Here is a 20,588-nt window from a genome sequence, read left to right on the forward strand (position 1 = left end):
CTGTTCACTCCCTTATACTTTTAGGCTCGCAGAAAATCTGATTAAAAGAAGTAGGCCTTCCATATAATCGCATTTACATCCCATATTTAGAATAATATAACATAGATTCAAAGGAGTATTTGGAAGTTGAACGATAATCATCTAATCTGTCTAACTTTATTGCAGAACATCCCTCTTCGATAACATAAAAAAACGGACACCGATCTGTGGAGATCAGCGTCCGTTTGTATGTTCCATATAATAATATAAAAGTGTTACTTCACTTCGCCGACAACGGTAAAGCGCTCGTTTTTGTGTTGTGGATTCTCGATCTCATCAACCAAAGCAATCGCATAGTCTGCATAGCTGATGTAGCTGTTGCCTTCACTGTTCACGAGAATAACGTCGTTGCCTGCTTGATATTTGCCGGTGCGTACACCTTCTGGATTAAAGAATCCAGCCGGACTCAGGAATGTCCATTGAATACCTGAAGATGCTTGCAGATCCTGCAAGTTTTGGCCTTGGTTCGTTGCAGTTGCTTTGTATGCATCAGGGAATCCTGGGGATTCAAAGAGACGCAATGTCTTGGACTCGTCTGTGAACAGGCTTCCTGCTCCACCCACAACGATCAGACGAGTGTTTGGTGCATCTTTCAGGATGTTGATCAACGCTTGTCCTACTTCCACATGCAGGTTTTCTTTACCCGCCGGTGCACCAAATGCATTTACTACCACATCAAAAATTTTAACATCTTCAGCTGTAAGATCAAATACATCTTTCTCCAGCGTATTCAGGCTTTTATCTTCCATTTTGGATGCATTACGAACGATTGCCGTTACTTTATGCCCTCTGTCTGCCGCTTCTTTCAAAATTACACTTCCTGCTTTGCCTGTTGCACCAATGATTGCAATGTTCATCGTAATCTCTCCTTTAAATTATCAATATTGTTTATGTTGAACTTTATATTGTAACTATAATTGTTACAACTAAACTTGTCAACCGTATTCTCTTCTCTCTTTAAAACCTCGTAAAATGAAAAGATTTGTAGTAGGATTTCTACCTTTTATCGTTCTTCATTCCGAATTAGAAAGGCCCTGTCCATCCATGGATGTACAAGGCCTCCTAACTATAAAATGTATCAGCAATGGGCTAACAATGTAGCCTGACCAGGTGGTTCGTTAACCTTCATATTGCTTAGATTTAATGCATCCATGCATTTTTTTACGTCATGCAATTAGTTGTTCCCTTTTTAAAGACAGTCCATTCGCTTCAACAGATAGGAAAGCTGATGGGTTCCCAATAAGATTCGTACTCGTTGCATTTCCAGGTATTCCTGTAGTTATAACACCTGCGTTGTATGTGCTTACCCCGAGAGGAAAGAGATAGTTCCGTCCCGCATTGTTATCCCATGTACCGCTACCGTTGTTAAATACCGCTTCCAGTCCCGTAGCAGTTCCTACATCAATGGTAATTTTGTTATATCCGGTGAGCTCGGATGCCGGAATGGCAACGCCTGGTGGTGTCGTCCAATTACCTCCTGCAGGGCGGTAATGAATATTGGGCTGGGCAAAACCCTGCTTGTAGTAGATGGTTACACTGTTACTTTTCGGAGCATCATCGGTCGTTACGCTTAACTCAGCACTTGCATCCGATTTGTTCTGTGCTTCATCATAGGCCGTGACTGTATAAACATAACTCGTTGATGCCTTCAGGCTATTATCCGTATATGCAGTTGTTGTACTCGTGCTGATTTTGACACCATCACGAAACACTTCATACCCGGTTACGCCTACATGATCGGTCGACGGATTCCAAGCCAATGTTACACGATCAGCCGCTTTTGCAGTCACGGTCAGACCGGTTGGTACGCTTGGAGGTGTTATATCCACGTGAGGCGCTCCTTGTGTAATGACTCCGGAATTATAGGTACTAACCCCTAATGGAAACTGATAATTTTTTCCTCCATTATTATCCCATGTGCCACTACCATTGTTAAACACAGCCTCCAGCCCCGTCGCTGTACCCACATTGACTGTCATCTTGGTGTATCCGGGCATCTCGGCTGCCATCATTTTCACACCCGGAGCAGTCGTCCATGTCCCCCCTGTTGGACGATAGTGAATATACGGGTTCGGATAGCCCAGTTTATAATATATGGTTACCGCATTACCTTCTTTGGTACGTACCGACAGAGCCACACTAGCAGGTGAAACGTTGCCTGCTGCATCTATCGCTTTAACCGTATATACGTATTCTGTTGCCGGTGCAAGGGACTCATCCGTATAGTTTAGTTTGGTTGATTCCCCTACTTTTGAACCGTCTCGATAGATATCATATTTTGCTACTCCATAATTATCCTGGCTGGCTGACCAGTCAATTGTCACAGCGGATGAGGTAGTATTCTGTACAGCTACATTTGCAGGCGCTGTTGGTGGCTCAGTATCTGCTGCCAACGTTTGGATCTGTACAGTTGAACTGGCGGAAGAGACATTATTCGCCTTGTCTCTCGCCTTTATACTATATGCATATGATTCCTTAGGCTCAAGACCGATATCCGTATATTCCGTTGTCAGCGAACTTCCAACTTTGACCCCATCCCGATAAATATCATAGCCCTCTACACCCACATTATCAGTGGATGCTGCCCATTGCAGTGTAATGCTGCGATCTGTCACACGTTTTGCATTGACTTCTGTTGGCACTGAAGGCGGTGTCCGATCGACCACCAGGAACGGATGTGTACCCTGGATTGTTCCATTCGCATCCTCAACAATTTTGCCCGATGTGTCTTTTTTATATTTCCCCATACCCACATATACCGTCTGTATCTCACTGCGCGTAACATTGCCATTCGCATCGACAGCTTCAATATAATAATCGACCAGTTGATCTTGGAAATCGTTGAAATACGTGTAATACATATCCCCGATCTCCTGAGCAGGCACACGCTTAAACATATCTGTGCTGCTTGGCTGCCAGGCCACACCGTTCATATCCGATTTAAGATCACGTTTCGTCATCGGATATTCTTGCCAGCTACTAACCTTTGTCGGATCGATGTTGGATACCCCTTTGGCCTTGAGCTCAGCAGGATCGTACACACGGAAGGTGTTGTCCTTGGCATCTGCCAGCTTATCCCGATGTGTCCGTACCTTCACCTTAATATCATTCACACCGTTAACATCATAAGCATAGGTATAAATGCCGAACGTATTGTCAAAATAATGAAGTGTCCATCCCTCCGCCTTGCTGACATTGGCGCTTCCAGGATTATATGGATAACGCTGCGGCCACCACATTGATGGTCCGGTACGGTCCTTCGCGAGTTGACTACTAACATAAGGCTTGGAAAAGAAGAGGGACTGATTGAAAGATAACGTCGGCTTTACCCCATCATCCACATTCTCATCATAATAACCAAACCCGGAATCCAGTGCAGGCAGGAGGAAATACCAACTTAACTCTGCCGGGTTCGCACCTCCCTTATAATTATTAGCAGGATCTCCTTTTACCGGGTAAGCCATCATCCAAGGATTAAGCTGATTGCCCTCATAAGTAATCTCACGGTCTAGTGCCGTCGTTGGCTTCCAATGGTTCGGATTGCTGTCCAGCCAAATCTGTTCAGCTGTCTTGGCATAATTCAGTGCAGCTTGCTCAAGCGCAAAATTACGCTCCAGATAATGGTATCCATATTCAAACGATACGGTCATCCCTTCCTGTACACCATCCAGATTTTTCTTCGGCTCCAGATTAAGGCCTGTAGCCTTGTTAAACGCTTCAAACTGCCCCTTCCAGATTCCAAATGGAAGACGCCAGTGATACCATGTCGGATCTGATGAGGAGTCCCGCGTATCGATCCATGAACCGTCTTGAACATGCACTACATCGTCGGCTTTTGGTGTGTTAGTCCGCAAGTATTCATTGATACTCTCTCCCTTCACACCCGGCTGAGCATAAGTCACATTTCCTGCATTGCGCCAAGTATCCTCTGATCCTGCTCGTCCTGAAGAATTATCCCCATCATGGGCAATCACGAAGAACTGCTTCTGATCAACCATTCCTTCAAAAGGCTTCAGCGCATCTGCCTTGACTGAACCCTGATACCCTTCTTCCCACGACTCTGCCTGGGCCACAGGGATACCAACAATCTTTTTCTCAGCACCAGTTTCAGGATTCACATGACGCACCCAATGAGGCGTAGAAGCAAATGGATATTTGTTATGAACCACCTGTTTCTCATTGAACATGGGAGAAGATACCCACGAACCCACATTGCTCGTATTCTGCAAATCCGCTCGGTTTGGCGGTGACACCATAGTATCTTTGCCCGGATCGTTCAGTAGCGGATAGTCCTGGAGAGTTCGCGAAAAATGATTATTTCCAATTACGGACCACTCAATGCCGAGTTGATCCAAGACCGGGATAATCCGTTCCGAGAAACCCAGCTCGGTGGGGAAAAAACCTTTGGACGATTTAAAGCTTTCTCCCAGAAAAAAAGGTTGTGCCAGCACAGCATTCTGGTAGATCAAATCCTTTAGCAAATATTCGTTGCCAGCCAATGGCCCCATGGTATGGTGTCCGGAGAAGTGAATGAGATCCATCGTCCGTTCTCCATTCGTTGTTTTGAGATTATTGTAAGCATTCTTCCATGGCGCACCCCAATCTTTATTGTTGTAACCGTTTACATTATTGGTATACATAAAACTGTTCACATTGTTCAATACCGAACCTGACATGGTTACCTGCATCCCTGCAGCAGGGTGATTGTTCCTCAGGTCACCAGCAACTTGCCATGGCCAGTTCAGATAAGCACCTGTCTTTGCATGGTGACTATAATACGCCACGAGATCATCATGGGGCATAGGCATTCCCCCGGGTAAAAAGTATGGATATCCTGCCGGAGGGTTATTTTTCAGATCGATGACTTGCCCATCATATGTGTAGCGGATTGGGGACCCCACAGGTGCAGAAGCATACTTGGATGTGTCGTAGTAGGCCCAAAAATTGGGCATATGGTTATGATACACATGAGAAGCCGAAATTTCGGCATAAGCCGCTGTATTTTGGGTAGAAATAATAATCGATAATACCAACAGAAATGCGCCGAGCTTGCGCTTAAGATCCATCTTCTTCCTCCCTTATTTTCTCCCCTATGGGAAACAAGAATTCTCGTTATTTACCTAAGCTCTCTAACCCTTTTAACGTTTTAGCATGGTCTGACTCAAGACCCTTTCTAATTTGTATCTATACAACTCCTCCTCCTTCCCTCTCCCTTTTTTGTGCAAACGTTTGTACAAAAGGGGGTATCCTAGAGATATTCTTAGAACACATGGCTTATGAATCCGCTTTTTTAGCAGGCATACTGTGCTCTTAAATCTGCAAACGTTTGCACAAATAATATACTTTCTATTGGAACAAAATGTCAATACTGAAGAAGCGTAATTTTATACCGTATATATATATCTTGGAATCGGTAAATTAGAGAACTCAGCTACCCTGCCATAATGTCAAAAAAAAAACACAATCCCAAGCGAATGTCCTTCGCTGGAACTGTGCCTTATCATTGCAATCAATTATATATTAACAATCTTTATCCGGCACACCCGCATCTTCCTTCGTACGGAAAGAAGATCCACAGCCACAAGTCGCTACCGCGTTCGGATTATGGATGGTGAACCCACCCGTCATACCGGACTCTTCAAAATCAATTTCGAGACCATCCAGATACTTCAGGTTTTCCTTCTCGACTACAACCTTCATGCTCTGAATATCCATATACAGGTCCTCATCGGACTCTTTATCGTCAAAGCCCATGGCGTACGAAAATCCGGTGCAACCGCCTGGTGCTACGCCAAGACGCAGGAACATACCAGGTGTCTCTTGCTGTGCAAGCATCTCTTTCAATCTGTCAGCAGCCGTTTCGCTGATGTTAATCATGCCAGGTCACTCTCCTTTTTCATTAACTCTTCTTTAAATTATACTCCACCCCGTCAAGGGTCTCAAGTCATGTTTGCCTCTTTCCGCGTTCCCCCTGTACTCCTTTTTCTTCCCAGTGTATTGAACCCCCGGGACACGAGGTTTATAATGAATAGGTGGTCGCACTGAAATGTCTTTATTTTGTCATGACTTATTCAGACGATGGTCATAATTGGAGTTGTAATTTTTTTCACATTTCGAGACTGCAACGCAGTCCCCAATGCATATATGAGTCAACAGACTCCATTTTTTGAAAAAATTTAGCTTTCATATGCAGCACGCGCTGCACCGGGTAAATAAGAGTTAGTCCAACTAAGAAGGCGGCAGTTGACCGCATCTTTTCTATGTAGTTCTGTATGCAGATCCTACACACAACTCAAATCCGGTTAAGAACAGGAGGAAATAATATGTCTACATTGGTAACACCGTTCACAGACAAAAGAATGGCTGAAATCGTCGAGAAAGTGCAGAACGGCGTAAGGCTGAGCGTGGAAGACGGCGTATATCTGTATGAAACAGATGATCTGCTGACTTTGGGCCAGCTGGCCAATGAGGCCAACCTGCGGAAGAATGGTAAGAAAGTATATTTCATCGAGAACATGAGTCTTTACTTTACGAACGTATGCGAAGCCCACTGCGCTTTTTGTAATTTCCGCAAAGACCAGGGTGAAGAAGGCTCCTATACATTATCCGGTCAGGAAATGATCGATTATGTGGAACAGCATATTCATCCGGGCGTACGTGAGTTCCATATCGTAGGCGGACATAACAACCATGTTCCTTTTCAATATTATGTCGATTCCCTGCGTGCTTTAAACGAGAAATATCCGGATGTTACACTGAAAGCTTACACGGCAGCCGAGATTGATTTCTTCACCCGGATTAGCGGACTCAGCATCAGAGAAGTTCTGCAAGAGCTACAAAAAGCAGGTCTGAAAACATTGACTGGTGGCGGCGCTGAGATTCTGTCGGATGAATATCGCAAAAAAATGCGTGTAGACAAAGCCAACGTGGACCGTTATCTTGAGGTGCACCGAACAGCTCATGAGCTGGGCATACGTACACATACTACGATGTTGTATGGATCGATCGAATCCTATGAGGATCGCGTTAACCATATGGTGCAGATTCGTGAATTGCAAGACGAGACCAACGGATTTATGGTCTTTATCCCTCTTTCCATGCAGCCAAAAAGTAAAAACGCAAGCATTATGCGTCGTAACTCGGCTTATGAGGATCTCAAAACAATTGCGATCAGCCGTCTGATGCTGGATAACATCGATCATATCAAAGCATACTTCATTAACATCGGTCCACAGCTGACTCAAGTCGCTCTTGGTTTCGGTGCTTCGGATGCACACGGTACGATCGTTCGGGAACGGATTAGTCATGCGGCAGGTGCACTCACACCTGAAGGCCTTACACGTAAAGAGCTTATATGGCTCATTAAGGGTGCAGGACGTATTCCGGTAGAACGTGATACGTTCTACAACGAAATTCAAGTGTACGAATAGGATATAACTCCATCCACAACCAATATTGCACCAGCACCACTCCAGAACGCAGCTTTCATGATAGGGAGACGTTTGAATTCGAGTGGTGCAAACTGCTGAATAATATCTTCAATTTTCAATGTCTACTTTTCAATTATTCAAATCATAACAAAAGGAGCAGCTATGTTATTGCATAGCTGCTCCACAGTTTACAGCCCCATTTCAGTGGGACTGATGCAGAAAGGAAGCCGAGTCATGAAAAATTTCGTCATTCTTGGAGGCGGCTATGGCGGCCTCACCATCATCAAGGAACTTCTGGAAGGTAAAATTCCATCCGATACACAAATTATTTTGGTGGACCGCAGCCCCTTTCAGGGATTAAAGACAGAATATTACGCACTCGCAGCAGGAACCGTATCTGATTATGACCTGCGTATCCAATTTCCAGTGAGCGATAAAGTCACTTACCGTTATGGAGAAGTTACCTCGATTGACCTGGAACAGCGTCAGATTGAATTTGAAGGCCAAGACCCGCTTGAATACGACAAGCTTGTCATCGGACTTGGTTGTACAGACCGTTTCCACAACACACCAGGCGCAGAAGACTACAGCTGTACCATTCAGAGCTTTAGCAAAACACGCGAGACTTACCTGCGACTTAATGAAGTCAAAGCCTATGGCAATGTGCATATCGTAGGCGGTGGATTAAGTGGTGTCGAGATGGCAGCCGAACTTCGTGAGAGCAGACCCGATCTAAACATCAGTATTCTGGATCGTGGTGAACGTGTATTATCAGCCTTCCCGCAACGTCTGTCTGTGTATGTGCATGAATGGTTCAACGAACATCAGGTAGAGACACGCGGGCATATCGCCATTTCACGCGTTGAACCCAATGCCATCTATAACAGGGATGAACAGATTCTAACGGATGCTGTCGTGTGGACTGCAGGCATTCAGCCCGTAAAAGTGGTACAGGATCTGGACGTGACCAAAGACCCTCAAGGACGTGTCGTCCTGAATGAATACTACCAAATCCCGGAATATACCGATGTCTATGTGGTTGGTGACTGTGCCAGTGTACCTTATGCACCTAGCGGTCAGGCTGCGGAAGTACAGGGTGAGCAGATCGCCCATATTCAGCATGCCCTCTGGAAAGGCGAAAAGCCCAATCCACATCCACTCAAGCTTCGTGGCACACTCGGTGCACTCGGCAAGAAGTCTGGGTTTGGGCTGATGGGCAAAACGTCCATGATGGGACGTGTACCTCGTATTTTGAAAAGTGGTGTGCTCTGGATGTCCAAGCGTCATCTCGGTTAGTCGAGATCGAGCTCGTCCCAGACATCGGCTTCGGCAATTTTGGCCAGAATGGCGTTATATAGATCTTCCACTTTGTCCGTGATGACAACTTCGCCATTTACCAGTGCAAATGGAGTCATAGAACATTGGCCGCAGTTGGTGAGGCAGCCATATTCAATCACGTCATAGTCTGGATTTTCTTCCAGTTGATCCATGACTTCATCTGTGCCAAAATGCATATTATTGGCACAAAATTCAATAATCGGTCTCATTTAAGTTCACCTGCTTTGTTTGACCATTTTAATTTGTGGCCATTTGTAATATAATATAGGAAGGAAAGGAGTTGAACAATATGAGCGAAAACGCACAAAGCACCATGTATGATGAGGTATCTGATGTGCTTGATAAACTTCGTCCGTTCCTGCAGCGCGATGGCGGTGACGTGGAACTGGTCGACGTGGAGGACGGCATCATTAAGCTGAAACTGGTCGGTGCCTGCGGCAGTTGCCCAAGCTCCACCATTACCTTAAAAGCCGGGATTGAACGTGCCCTTCTCGAAGAAGTTGAGGGTGTACAAGAAGTCGTACAAGTATTCTAATCAATCCTTCACGAAATAAACCTCAAGAGCCTTTCGCTTCGCATGAAGCGGAGGGCTCTTTTTTTGTGTGCATATGCAGAGAGTCCATGTTCATAGTCACTTTGACCCGCTTCCACGTACAATCCTTCAATTCACCTTTTAAGTATCCTCGCGCTGTATGGTTGGACGAATCGGATCAAGTCCTCCAGATACATCCATAATGTTACCTGTTATAAAATCCGAATGATCAAGGCACAGATACGTAATCACTCGTGCAATATCTTCACCGCTGCCTGGTCGCCCTCTTGGCGTTTCCTCGTCGGTGATGCCTGCCATTTCATCAATCGTTTTCTCTTTGTTCGCACCACGAATGTCACCTGGACATACCATGTTAACCGTAATTCCATACGGAGCTTCTTCAACCGCTAGTGTCTTTGTAAAAGATACCAGACCCACCTTGGCAGCCGCATATACGGCGCGATGAGGCCAGGATCTCGCTTCTCCAGCGTGACTGAAGCCAAAATGGATAATGCGTCCCCATTGCTTGCGTCTCATCTCTGGCAATACACGCTGATCCAGTAACATCGGTCCCAACAGATTACCCTGCACAAGCATCTGGACCTCAGCTTCAGAATAATCCGCAAATAATCGTCGTTCACGGACAAATGGACCCGCGTTATTCACCAAAATATCAATACTGCCCAGGTTGCCTTCCACCTGCTCAACCAATGAAGAGATATCTTCCACCTTGGATATATCAGCCTGGATGGCAATGCACCGCACACCCTTGGCTATAATCTGAGCCTTTAAAGCCTCAGCTTCTATTCTGCTGTGTACATAGTTGAGGGCAATATGACACCCTTGATCTGCCAGACTGAGGGCCGTCATTTTACCAAGACCTTTGGCACTTCCCGTTATGAGGGCAACTTTTCCCTTCACGTTCATCCCCCTCTTCAAAGAGCAGTCACTATCCAGTATAAAAGATTTATCGTCCTCCTACAACTCGCTTATCCACAAGGGATTATCCACCTTTAATTCCAGATATATCTTGATTGAAATCGAGCACCTATGGTACTGTCGAGGATATAACCCGAAAGGACCTTTACATAAATATGATTAACAAAAGATGGATATCATTTCTTACATTTTTAATGTTGAGTTTATTCACAGTCTTTAGTGCCTTACAGGTATCAGCGGCCAGTGAGAGTGAGCAAGCGCCTGATGAGTACGATTGGATTATTGGACCAGCATCTGTCTCTATGGACGGTAAGGCCACCCTGGAGGTCCCTGAAAGCCATTCCTATCTTGATAAGGCCAATACCCAACGCTCGATACTTAACAGTGATGGGAAGCCTAACGGGAATGAAATCGGAAGCCTAACCAGCAATAGTGAATTCGGCTCGTGGTATGTTGTGTTTGAATACGTGAAAACAGGTCATATTCATGATGACGATCAAAATTTGAGTGCCGAAGAACTGTTAAGCAGTTATATCCGAGGCACAGAAGAAGATAACAGAGAACTTGATCCTGAATATAGAACGTACATAACGGGGTGGGAAATCGAACCGGCATATGACAGTACCAAACATCAGTTGGTTTACTCCCTTGGTTTTAAGAATGCTGATCAGCAAGCCATGGTCAATTACAATGTAAAACTCCTGACACGCGAAGGGTACATCACAGCCATTCTGGTTACAGATACGGCCAACTTTCAACAGAGCCGCCAGACATTCGAGGAAACTGTCCTTAATCAACTTCACATCAATGCAGGATATACCTACGAGGAGTACAATGCTTCGACTGACAAAACATCCACCATAGGGCTCAACAGTCTTCTGATGGGCGGGATCGGGTACACGGCTTCCCAGAAATTCAGTGCTCTTCTTTTGCTCAAAAAAGGATGGGCTTTGATCCTCGTTGTCGTCCTTGGCTTAATCGGCTGGATCAGATACAAGATCAAAAGCTCACACGGAGAAGAAGAAACACTCTCTCCCTCCGAGAGAACGTACCTGCAGGAAGCAGATGAGCAGCAGTATGCTGATCAGAATGAATTATCCTACTACCGCCAATCTGGACATCCACCCAACGCGGAGAAACAAGATAAGCCCTAACCCTTCCCTTATTAATCCCCACGTCAGCACAGATTAGGAAACATAAAATAAGCCGTATATCTCTTCAGAAGAGATATACGGCTTATTCTTAATAGCTTCACAACATATCATACATATCGTGATTTATTCAGTTGCAGGTTCAACTGCACCTTTATAACGTTCTTTGATGAATGTTTTCACTTCTTCGGAGTGCAGAGCAGCAGCCAGTTTTTGGATTGCATCTGCATCCTTGTTGTCCTCACGGGAAACGAGGATGTTTGCGTATGGGTTACCTTGCAGATCTTCGATCAGCAAAGCATCATTCGCTGGATTCAGGTTTGCTTCAAGCGCATAGTTAGCGTTGATGAATACCAGATCCGCTTCATCCAATTGACGAGGCATCATGGCTGCATCCAGCTCGATAATATTCAGATTTTTCGGATTGGCTGTGATATCTTGAATCGTAGATGTAATATTTGTGTTGTCTTTCAGCGTAATAATGCCTTCCTTCGCAAGCAACAACAGTGCACGTCCACCATTGGATGGGTCATTTGGAATGGCTACTTTTGCGCCGTCAGCCAATTCATCCAAAGACTTAATCTTCTTGGAGTATCCACCAAAAGGTTCAACATGAACAGGTGTTACAGTAACGAGGTTGAATCCACGTTCTTTATTCTCTGTGTCCAGATAAGGCTGGTGCTGGAAGAAGTTTGCATCCAATTTTTTATCAGCAAGTTGCTGGTTTGGTTGTACATAGTCATTAAACGTAACGACTTGTAAACGAATACCTTGTGCTTCCAGCTCAGGCTTGATGCTTTCCAGAATCTCTGCGTGTGGTGTAGGTGAAGCTCCAACTTTCAATTCAACTGTACGTGGTGCACCTGCTGAATTATCTGCGCCGCTATCGGCGTCCTTATTGTTTCCGCAAGCTGCGAGAACCGCAATCAGCATAAGACTAAGTAGAGCGAATGACCATTTTTTCATGTGTAAAACCCCTTCTCTAATCATTTTTTTCATGTGGCGTCCGCATGAATGCATATCCATCATGTTATCTATGTGTTATTTCCTGGTGAAAAATGTAACCAAGCGATCTCCAGCCATCTGGAGAATTTGCACAAGAATGATCATCGACACTACGGATATAATCATGATTTCATTTTGATAACGATAATACCCATAGTTGATTGCCAGCGTTCCCAGACCTCCACCACCAACCATGCCCGCCATCGCCGTGTAAGAGACAAGGGTAACGATGGTAATGGTTATCCCAGCAACCAAACCAGGTAACGCTTCAGGCAGTAATACCCGTCTTACAATCTGTCCGGTCGATGCACCCATCGACTGTGCCGCTTCAATGACACCCCGATCAACTTCTCGCAACGTCGTCTCCACCAATCGAGCAAAGTAAGGAGCTGCTGAAATAACTAAAGGTGGTATAACACCTAACACTCCTGTAGCTGTACCGACGAGTGAACGAGTGAATGGAATAAGAGCAACAATCAATATGATAAATGGGACTGAGCGCAAAATATTCACAATCAAGGACAATATAATGTACACCGTCCGTGATTTGATCGAAGCAGATCGGGCTGTCATGAACAGCAGAACTCCGAGCGGTAAACCAAAGATTACGGTGAACAAGCCTGATACACCCAAAATTTGCAGCGTCTCAATAGAGGCTTTACCAACCTCTTCCCAACGTACGGTTGAAAAATCCATCTAACGAAGCACCTCCACATCAAGTCCCTCTGCGGTTAATTCTGATATCGTCCGATCAATCGCAATGGAATCACCCTCGAACCGAACGGTCAGCTGTCCATAAGGCACCTGTTTAATCGTAGAGATTGTACCCTGCAGGATGGCAAAATCCACACCCGTCTTACGTACCGTCCTCGACAAAATCGCTTCATACGTTTTGTTACCCAGAAAGGATATCTTCACAAGTTTGGAAGCAGCACCTGCCTGCAATTCAATGCCTGCATTCGCCAGAGCGGTCTCTTCCAGAGCAAGTCCAGCTTCATGGTCACGCATCATGAAGTCCCGCGTAATCGCATGCTGCGGCTTCAGGAACACTTCGGTTACAGGTCCCTGTTCCACAATGCCACCTTGATGAATGACAGCCACCTTGTCACAAATGTTCTGAATGACATGCATCTCATGTGTGATCAGCACAATCGTAAGGTTGTACTTTTCATTAATGTCGAGCAATAACTTCAGGATTGAATTTGTCGTCTGCGGATCAAGTGCCGAAGTAGCTTCATCACAGAGAAGTACATTCGGATCACTTGCAAGTGCTCTCGCAATCCCCACACGTTGTTTCTGTCCACCCGATAATTGAGCTGGATATTTGTTGCTATGGTTCTCCAGGCCAACGAGATTGAGCATTTCCTTCACTTTGCGATCAATGGCATCCTTTGGTGTATTCACAAGCTTTAGCGGAAAAGCCACATTATCATATACCGTTGCCGAAGATAACAGATTAAAGTGTTGAAAAATCATCCCGATCTTGCGTCTCTGTTGCTGCAGTTCGGTTTTGCTCAGTTCAGTCAGGTTGATCCCATCAACCCATACTTCACCCTCCGTAGGCCGTTCTAGCAAATTAATGCAGCGAATCAATGTACTTTTGCCCGCTCCAGAATGCCCAATCACGCCGTAGATTTCGCCCTTTTGGATGTTCAAATTCAGCTCGGATAACGCTGTTGTAGATTTTGCCCCTTTGCCGTACGTTTTCGTTAAACCTTTTAATTCAATCAATCGCACTTGCCCCTTTCCAACCACCTACATGTATCTTTACCCGATCTAAAGGAAAACTCCCCTTAAAGTACAAAAAAAGAGCCCTTTGCAGAAACAAAGAGGGCTCTTCACGTGAAAGAATATACCTTCTCATCTGCCAAAATCGTGCCTTGCACCATTTTGTAGGAATTAGCACCTAACATCTATAACGAATGATACATGTATCATGTCATTACAAATCGGTTGCCGGGCTTCATCGGGCCTGTCCCTCCGCCGCTCTCGATAAGAAATATGTTATTGTAGGATTTTATAAGTTCATGTAGTTTATGCTTTATAATGTGAATGTAACTTTTGAGAAATATCAGTTCATTCTTCGTCATTGTAACACTCTAATTGAAACTCAGTATATTCCAAGTATTCCGATTTGTCAAAGGGAATTATTTCTTTTCCATATTTTGTTGATATAACGATAAGAAGCTGTTAACGTTTCACAGACCATATCGACGCCCTGACGCATTTCCTGCACATGCTGATTCAAATCCTCCAATTTCACTTTACCTTGCAAGGTCTGGTGTAACTGCCACAGGTCATCATGCATTTCTGAGTTCATGTAGTGAATTTCCATATTACGTCGTTTGCGCAGCTTGCTCATCGGCTCACGATAAGAGTCCTTGATCTGTATTAATTGCAACGCAAGATCATGGTGCTCCCTCGCATAATCGAACTGCCTTAACACTGTAAAATAAGAAAAATGCGCTTTGGTATTTGAAGTATTCAACTGGAATATTTCATTTAGTACCGTACCCACTTTATCCAGGATGGCAAAGCAGCGGATAAAGCCATCTTTGTAGAAATACACATACCGTGCATACTCTGCTTTTTCAGTCGCCGTCATATCATCCGTTGAGCCTGCAACGACCTTATTGCGAAAATGAGCAGCAGCGAAACAGCTTTGCTCTAGTTCATCCAGTGAGGAGATAAGTCCCTGAGTCCACACATACAGTTTCCGATAGTCATGCGTGGGATCATGGTCCACATGCATTTGTCGTTGAAATAACTCAAGCGTATGCGCCATTGCGTCCATCGCTGCCTTCAATTTACCTTCGTTTATACGTGGCTTTTCCCCCAACAACGTTCGCAGCATATCTAACCTCCTCTTTTCCAAATCAACAAGAATTCATCACCGTAAACGTAACACATCATCCATTCCGTGTAATTGCTGCTTGCCATAGGTTGCCCTGATCCCCCTGACATCAAACAAAGTCCACCTGTCCAATGATGTACATCACTGGATGGTGGACTTTCATATTTAGCCCAAGTACCTTTGGAAAAAGAATGGATCTATATCTTAGAAACGATTAGCCGGGCGATGCAGCTTGTACACCAGGAAACTCATATACGTTAAAACTCCGAATAATATGGCGATATCCAGCATATGAGCGAGAGCTACAAACATGTATACTTCCGGACGGTTCATTGTCACCATCATGAAAATACCAATGACTACTTGCATCAGGATGAGAACAACGGATACCACGCCAAGGGTCCGCATTTCCTTGTTGTCCGGATGATTACGGTAAGCGAAGTGACCCAGAATTGCGATAACAATCACGAGCGACGCTGCTGCTGCACGGTGAGCAAAAGCAACCGCTACCCCACCCGAAAGCTCAGGAATAATCTGCCCGTTACAGAGCGGAAATCCGGAACATCCGCCAGCAGAATCCGTGTGACTCACAAATGCACCCGTGTATACCACGAGATATGTGTAAATAGTGGAGAACCAGACCAGATTCCTGAATTTTTTGCTAACCCGAGGGTATTTATTCAGGCGTTCCAATCCGCCATCTTTAGCCTCCTGCCTTATGCCCAGTGCCATCATTAGAGAACTGGCAAAAGCAATCAGTGCAAAGCCAAAATGCAGTGCCATGACTGCTGAAGATTGGGAGAAGACGACGGCAAAAGCACCCATGATTCCCTGGACGATAACAAATACCAGAGTTAAGAAAGAAAACAATTGCAGGTCACGGCGTGACTTGCCAAACTGCAGAAAAGCAACAAATGAGGCAATGGACAACAGTCCAGCCAGTGCACTTACAGCGCGGTGGGAATATTCAATGAGTGAAGCCACAGTATGTGCCGGAACGAGTTTTCCGTTACATAAAGGCCATTCTGTTCCGCAGCCAAGGCCTGATTCCGTTTTGGTTACGATGCCTCCACCAAAAGTGGCCAGAAACATGACAAGACAGGTTAATACGGTTAACCATTTAAACAAAGTTAAGTGTTTCAATTTTTTCTCACCCGCTGTTGGTTTAAGATGGCGAAGAATATTCTCCGCTTGTTTCGGTACTTTGACACTTATTTCACAACTAAATTCATTATACCGGATAAAATGTTCATTGACGTCGCGCTTTGTGACAAAATGTTAACGTCTGGTGAAATAATGACCCGCAGGTCATTGGGGTTATGTTATTTGGGGGATAGCCAGTTGAATTGTGTCTTAAACAGAGTTCAGAACACACAAACGCCATTTCCCTATTTCAAGAGAAATGGCGTTTCATCTAGTATACCCTTTAACAACATGAACCTGTCATACATTTATATAAGTTCAATGAAAAATTTACACAATAACGGAGAGGACAGAAATAGCCTGAAGAAGCGAAGCTAAAAGCTTTCTGAAAGAAAGCTGCATCGAAAGCATATGCTTCGCCTTTATCCCCGGATTTCCCCCTAATAAAAGGGATCAAAGAAATCTGGGGATAACAGCGATCAAAAGGTTATTCTGTCATCGGAGTGTCTGTGTGAATATTCATCATTTGAACTTGTATAACATCATTTATGGATCGTGTTGTACACTTCAACTGCGCGATCCAGGAACTGCTCAATCTCTTCTCTTGACTTGCGCAGCTTGTTCACATACCGTACGAGTTCGCGGCCATCTGTATACGCCACAAAGCTTGGAATGCCAAGAATATTATGCTCTTCACTAACGGTTCCAACCTGATCCACGTCGACCTCAATCAAAGTCAGTTCACGTGTATATTTCTCTTCAACCTCAGGCATAAACGGATCGATGTATTTGCAGTCACCGCACCAGTCTGCCTTGAATACGGCAATCGTCAAACGTGGGGATTGGATGGCTACATCAAAAGCCGGTTTGGAAGTAATCTGTTCCATTCAGTTCATCTCCCTTTCTGTACCTTGTCTTACCCTAAGTGAAGCAAATTGGCGAGTGGAAGTCAAATAATCAGCGCATACTTAGAATAAACCACATGGTCTGTGAATTTAAACCCAGAACATCATGAAAGGATGTCACATCATGACTTCCACCAGAACTGATTCTTCCAGCGAACAACATCACGGGTCCCTCCTGCAGATGGTCCGTTCCATTCCGGGTGCTGCCCGGGAAATCTGGCGTGGCAAACAGGCTGCATGGCAAGCGTCAGCACAGCTTCGTCACCCATTGCGTGACATCGAGTGGGATACCGATACGGCAGCTGCCCTACAGTCTGAGGTGGAGCGTCTGTTACCTGCCAGCAACAAATCTTTTGCACGTACGGACCAGGTTCAAAGCGCACTCGTCTGCGAAGAAGATTGCATCATCCTGGAAGAGATTAAGACACTGACCCAGGAGCATAATCGGAGTAATATCACCCGCACGGCAGCTTATCTGGAATGTTATGAGCAATACCCTGAACTCCATTGGGCACTGCTGGCCCATATGGTCTCTCGCAACGGCGGATATCACATGACAGATCTTCAGAGTGACTTAATGCATAATCTACAGAATCAGAGCGATCGCGAGTATATGTATCGGCTGCTGGAGCGGTGCAATGCACTCATTTTCCAGGATGCCTATCCCCAGCTACTGCTGTATATGAACAGTCGCCGGATCGGACGAAGCTGTTTCCATCTCTTATCGCACTTTCACGTATCGGCGTTTATGACGCCGTTTTGGGAACGCTTTTGGCTGGAACGGTGCAGTTCACTGCTTAGTGTGGCATTAATTATTAATGAGCAGAACTATATCGAGAGCCGGGTGGTGCAGCATCCTTATTTTCAAAAAGAAGTACTTTCGAAACCCGCATTCCATCTGCATAATCTGGCGGGTCTGAATCATATCGTCTTTCCTCTTGGACGGGGAACAGGACTCGCAGGACGCGTCATTGAACATTTTGGAAAGTTGGATGAGCGGATCATGTTTGGTAAAGGCCTATATGCCTTGTTGTTTGGCGTGGAGCAAGTACACTCACAAGTGTTGGAGTTCGCACGTTTGGTTCCCCATCGTGGCTCGCGCGCTGAATATTGGCCTGGTCTGTTTACCAATCGTGAAGACGAGGCGGGTGAACATACATTATACGCTCAGGCGTTACTGGATGAGGAATGGCTTCCAGAAGGGCAACGATTATATAGTCCGGAACTGCTCGCCGTATGGGGAGACACGCCTTATGAACCGATCTCCAGACAGGACTGGCTTCAGACTCGGGATAGTCTCGGTTACCTGACGGCACCTCGCCGCCCATGGCTGTTTGAGATGAGTCACGAACACCGGTATGGCATGCTGAAAACAGCACTGGCTCATGATGCTAAAGCCATCACACACTAATGCTAAAGATCATATAGAGCAGGCAAAGACGGATGATGTGAATACCCTTATATACTGCTATCCTTGCTTGCTGGGCTAATGTCGAGTTCAGTCGCTCAGCTCGCCCTAACTATACAAAAAGCCCTGTCCGCTTCAATAGCAGACAGAGCTTGTATCCTATTTTCACAAAAGATTTATGCTTGAATAATGCACTTTGTATTTTCAACCTCTTTGCCCAGCTCCACGTTGAAGACGCATAAGTGGACGAAGAATTTTTTGCAGAATACGAGGGTAACTGCCCAGCTCGTCCTTGCGCAGTACACGCAGCACAACCATGAGAACCAGATACACCACCACCACAAGCACACCAACCACAAGGCAGGTAAACAAGAAGGATACACGCGCTGGCAGGAACAGTCCAAAGATCGTATTCCCAATCCAGTTCGTTGCAAATCCTACACCTGCTGCAAGCAACACTGTAATGATAAACCCTTTCCAACGATCTCCCATGATGGAGAAATCAACGATTTTGCGCAGGACCCGCAGATTCAGGTATGTGATGACCAGGAAACAAAGGGCCGTTGCAATGATAATGCCGTAAATGCCAAAGATCGGCGCCAGAATCAGACTTGCGATTAGTTTGATCACAACACCTGCTGCGACACTGATCATTGTAATCCGCGGTTTCCCTACCCCGAGTAAAATGGAGTTAGTGGTCATCATTGTAATCTGGAAAATGGTACCGAATGTTAACAAGGCAATGATCGGCGTTCCATCCAGATTGGTAAACAGCAATCCGTTGACCGAATATGCTGCCGCACAAAGCGCAATGACAATCGGCATACCTGTCAGAATCGAAATGCGCAACGCAAGTGTCACCTGACTCTTCAGATGCGCTTCATCCTTGCGGGCAAATGCTGCTGAAATGACAGGCACCAACGATTGACTTAAAGCGATAGCCAGAATCGGAGGAATACCCGCAATACTTTGGGCTTTCGCACCCAGAATCGCAAGTACACCAGTCGCTTCTTCGAGTCCAATCTGGCCACTAAGCAGTGGTACCACAAGGGATGAATCGATGAAGTTAATGGCTGGAACCGCAAGTGAGGACAGCACAATGGGAATAGACAGCTTGAAGATATCACTGTAGATACCTCGCATCGGTAACTGCTCTGCACGTTCGTAATTCAATTGGGCCGCACGGTCGCTACGACGCAGCTTCAAGGTGAAGTACAGCATGACACCGAAGGCACCCACACTTCCTAATACCCCGCCAAATGAAGCACCTGCAGCAATCGTCTGGTCATCATAATTCCATTGCAGCATGACATAAGCCACGATAATGGCTGTACCTACACGGGCGAACTGTTCAACAATCTGTGAAATACCACCCGCTGTCATGTTGCCGCGTCCCTGGAAATATCCACGCATCATCGCAATGGCCGGGAACAGCAGCAAGGCTGGAGCCAAGGCGCGAATGGCGCTGACTGACTCCGGTACTTTGGAGACATACGTGGCATAATAAGGTGCAGCGAACCACAATAAAGCAGACATGACTACCCCGGCGACAGCCGCAAAGATCAGGGCTGCACGGTAGATCTGTTGGGCTTCACTCGCGCGTCCGAGCGCATAGCGTTCCGATACCATTTTGCTAAGTGTACTCGGTATGCCCGCCGTTGCTACAGTTAACAGCATTAAATATACCGTATTGGAGATCGTAAACGATGCGTTACCGACATCTCCAAGGATATGCTCCAGCGGCACCCGTTGAACCAATCCGAGTACTCTCGCGATTAGCGCAGCTGCCGCCAGAATAAGCGTACCCCTAATGAATGTTTCTTTCTTAGACAAACGAATTCCCC

The 20,588-nt window shown here is 45.5% G+C and carries 17 protein-coding genes and 1 riboswitch; of the genes, 5 read left to right on the plus strand and 12 right to left on the minus strand.

Features of this window, described 5'->3' with window-relative positions:
- Positions 1 to 254: 254 nt before the first annotated feature.
- The 3 genes from ACETMN_RS27760 to ACETMN_RS27770 all read right to left on the minus strand — a co-directional run bounded on the left by ACETMN_RS27760 (position 255) and on the right by ACETMN_RS27770 (position 5,916).
- Positions 255 to 896, minus strand: coding sequence for an NAD(P)-dependent oxidoreductase (locus ACETMN_RS27760; protein WP_091020815.1), 642 nt, complete (start codon positions 894 to 896; stop codon positions 255 to 257).
- A gap of 309 nt (positions 897 to 1,205) precedes the next feature.
- Positions 1,206 to 5,105 (minus strand): carbohydrate binding domain-containing protein, encoded by a 3,900-nt coding sequence (locus ACETMN_RS27765; RefSeq protein ID WP_091020814.1) that lies wholly within the window; start codon positions 5,103 to 5,105, stop codon positions 1,206 to 1,208.
- A 454-nt stretch (positions 5,106 to 5,559) separates the two neighbouring features.
- Positions 5,560 to 5,916: a HesB/IscA family protein gene (locus ACETMN_RS27770; protein WP_036605753.1), complete on the minus strand. Its 357-nt coding sequence runs from the start codon at positions 5,914 to 5,916 to the stop codon at positions 5,560 to 5,562.
- 446 nt (positions 5,917 to 6,362) lie between these two features.
- On the opposite strand from ACETMN_RS27770, the gene mqnE reads away from it, so the two are divergent.
- Both mqnE and ACETMN_RS27780 read left to right on the plus strand, forming a co-directional pair.
- Positions 6,363 to 7,469 (plus strand): aminofutalosine synthase MqnE, encoded by a 1,107-nt coding sequence (gene mqnE, locus ACETMN_RS27775; protein ID WP_411735420.1) that lies wholly within the window; start codon positions 6,363 to 6,365, stop codon positions 7,467 to 7,469.
- A gap of 234 nt (positions 7,470 to 7,703) precedes the next feature.
- Complete coding sequence (locus ACETMN_RS27780; RefSeq protein ID WP_091020812.1) at positions 7,704 to 8,765, plus strand: NAD(P)/FAD-dependent oxidoreductase; 1,062 nt, start codon at positions 7,704 to 7,706, stop codon at positions 8,763 to 8,765.
- Here the strand turns inward: ACETMN_RS27780 and ACETMN_RS27785 are convergent.
- Positions 8,762 to 9,016: a YuzB family protein gene (locus ACETMN_RS27785; RefSeq protein ID WP_036605750.1), complete on the minus strand. Its 255-nt coding sequence runs from the start codon at positions 9,014 to 9,016 to the stop codon at positions 8,762 to 8,764. The two genes, ACETMN_RS27780 and ACETMN_RS27785, sit on opposite strands and share 4 nt — an antisense overlap.
- An 80-nt stretch (positions 9,017 to 9,096) precedes the next feature.
- On the opposite strand from ACETMN_RS27785, the gene ACETMN_RS27790 reads away from it, so the two are divergent.
- Positions 9,097 to 9,342 carry a NifU family protein gene (locus ACETMN_RS27790; RefSeq protein WP_053783253.1) on the plus strand — a complete coding sequence of 82 codons (246 nt, stop codon included), beginning with the start codon at positions 9,097 to 9,099 and terminating at the stop codon, positions 9,340 to 9,342.
- A 138-nt stretch (positions 9,343 to 9,480) separates the two neighbouring features.
- Here the strand turns inward: ACETMN_RS27790 and ACETMN_RS27795 are convergent, their stop codons facing one another.
- The gene (locus ACETMN_RS27795) at positions 9,481 to 10,260 is read right to left on the minus strand and encodes an SDR family oxidoreductase (RefSeq protein WP_091020811.1); all 780 of its coding nucleotides are present in this window, start codon (positions 10,258 to 10,260) and stop codon (positions 9,481 to 9,483) included.
- A 215-nt stretch (positions 10,261 to 10,475) separates the two neighbouring features.
- Between ACETMN_RS27795 and ACETMN_RS27800 the strand changes: the two genes are divergently transcribed.
- Positions 10,476 to 11,432: a DUF2167 domain-containing protein gene (locus ACETMN_RS27800; RefSeq protein WP_411735421.1), complete on the plus strand. Its 957-nt coding sequence runs from the start codon at positions 10,476 to 10,478 to the stop codon at positions 11,430 to 11,432.
- 123 nt (positions 11,433 to 11,555) lie between these two features.
- Here the strand turns inward: ACETMN_RS27800 and ACETMN_RS27805 are convergent, their stop codons facing one another.
- The 6 genes from ACETMN_RS27805 to ACETMN_RS27830 all read right to left on the minus strand — a co-directional run bounded on the left by ACETMN_RS27805 (position 11,556) and on the right by ACETMN_RS27830 (position 17,318).
- Positions 11,556 to 12,395, minus strand: coding sequence for a MetQ/NlpA family ABC transporter substrate-binding protein (locus tag ACETMN_RS27805; protein ID WP_091020809.1), 840 nt, complete (start codon positions 12,393 to 12,395; stop codon positions 11,556 to 11,558).
- Between the two features lie 75 nt (positions 12,396 to 12,470).
- Positions 12,471 to 13,130 (minus strand): methionine ABC transporter permease, encoded by a 660-nt coding sequence (locus tag ACETMN_RS27810; protein ID WP_047841298.1) that lies wholly within the window; start codon positions 13,128 to 13,130, stop codon positions 12,471 to 12,473.
- The gene (locus ACETMN_RS27815; protein ID WP_091020808.1) at positions 13,131 to 14,165 is read right to left on the minus strand and encodes a methionine ABC transporter ATP-binding protein; all 1,035 of its coding nucleotides are present in this window, start codon (positions 14,163 to 14,165) and stop codon (positions 13,131 to 13,133) included.
- A gap of 126 nt (positions 14,166 to 14,291) precedes the next feature.
- Positions 14,292 to 14,433, minus strand: a riboswitch (SAM riboswitch).
- Positions 14,434 to 14,571: 138 nt separating this feature from the next.
- On the minus strand, positions 14,572 to 15,288 hold the full coding sequence (locus tag ACETMN_RS27820; protein WP_091020807.1) for a Cthe_2314 family HEPN domain-containing protein: 717 nt from the start codon (positions 15,286 to 15,288) through the stop codon (positions 14,572 to 14,574).
- A 204-nt stretch (positions 15,289 to 15,492) separates the two neighbouring features.
- Positions 15,493 to 16,431, minus strand: a complete 939-nt coding sequence (locus ACETMN_RS27825; protein ID WP_091020806.1) for a COX15/CtaA family protein — start codon at positions 16,429 to 16,431, stop codon at positions 15,493 to 15,495.
- 542 nt (positions 16,432 to 16,973) lie between these two features.
- Positions 16,974 to 17,318, minus strand: a complete 345-nt coding sequence (locus tag ACETMN_RS27830; protein ID WP_091020805.1) for a thioredoxin family protein — start codon at positions 17,316 to 17,318, stop codon at positions 16,974 to 16,976.
- Positions 17,319 to 17,460: 142 nt separating this feature from the next.
- Between ACETMN_RS27830 and ACETMN_RS27835 the strand changes: the two genes are divergently transcribed.
- Positions 17,461 to 18,747: a DUF2515 family protein gene (locus ACETMN_RS27835; protein WP_091020804.1), complete on the plus strand. Its 1,287-nt coding sequence runs from the start codon at positions 17,461 to 17,463 to the stop codon at positions 18,745 to 18,747.
- A 201-nt stretch (positions 18,748 to 18,948) separates the two neighbouring features.
- Here the strand turns inward: ACETMN_RS27835 and ACETMN_RS27840 are convergent, their stop codons facing one another.
- On the minus strand, positions 18,949 to 20,577 hold the full coding sequence (locus ACETMN_RS27840) for a polysaccharide biosynthesis protein (protein ID WP_091020803.1): 1,629 nt from the start codon (positions 20,575 to 20,577) through the stop codon (positions 18,949 to 18,951).
- Positions 20,578 to 20,588 lie beyond the last annotated feature (11 nt).

It is taken from the genome of Paenibacillus sp. M2 (assembly GCF_046713495.1).
Taxonomy (GTDB): domain Bacteria; phylum Bacillota; class Bacilli; order Paenibacillales; family Paenibacillaceae; genus Paenibacillus; species Paenibacillus amylolyticus_B.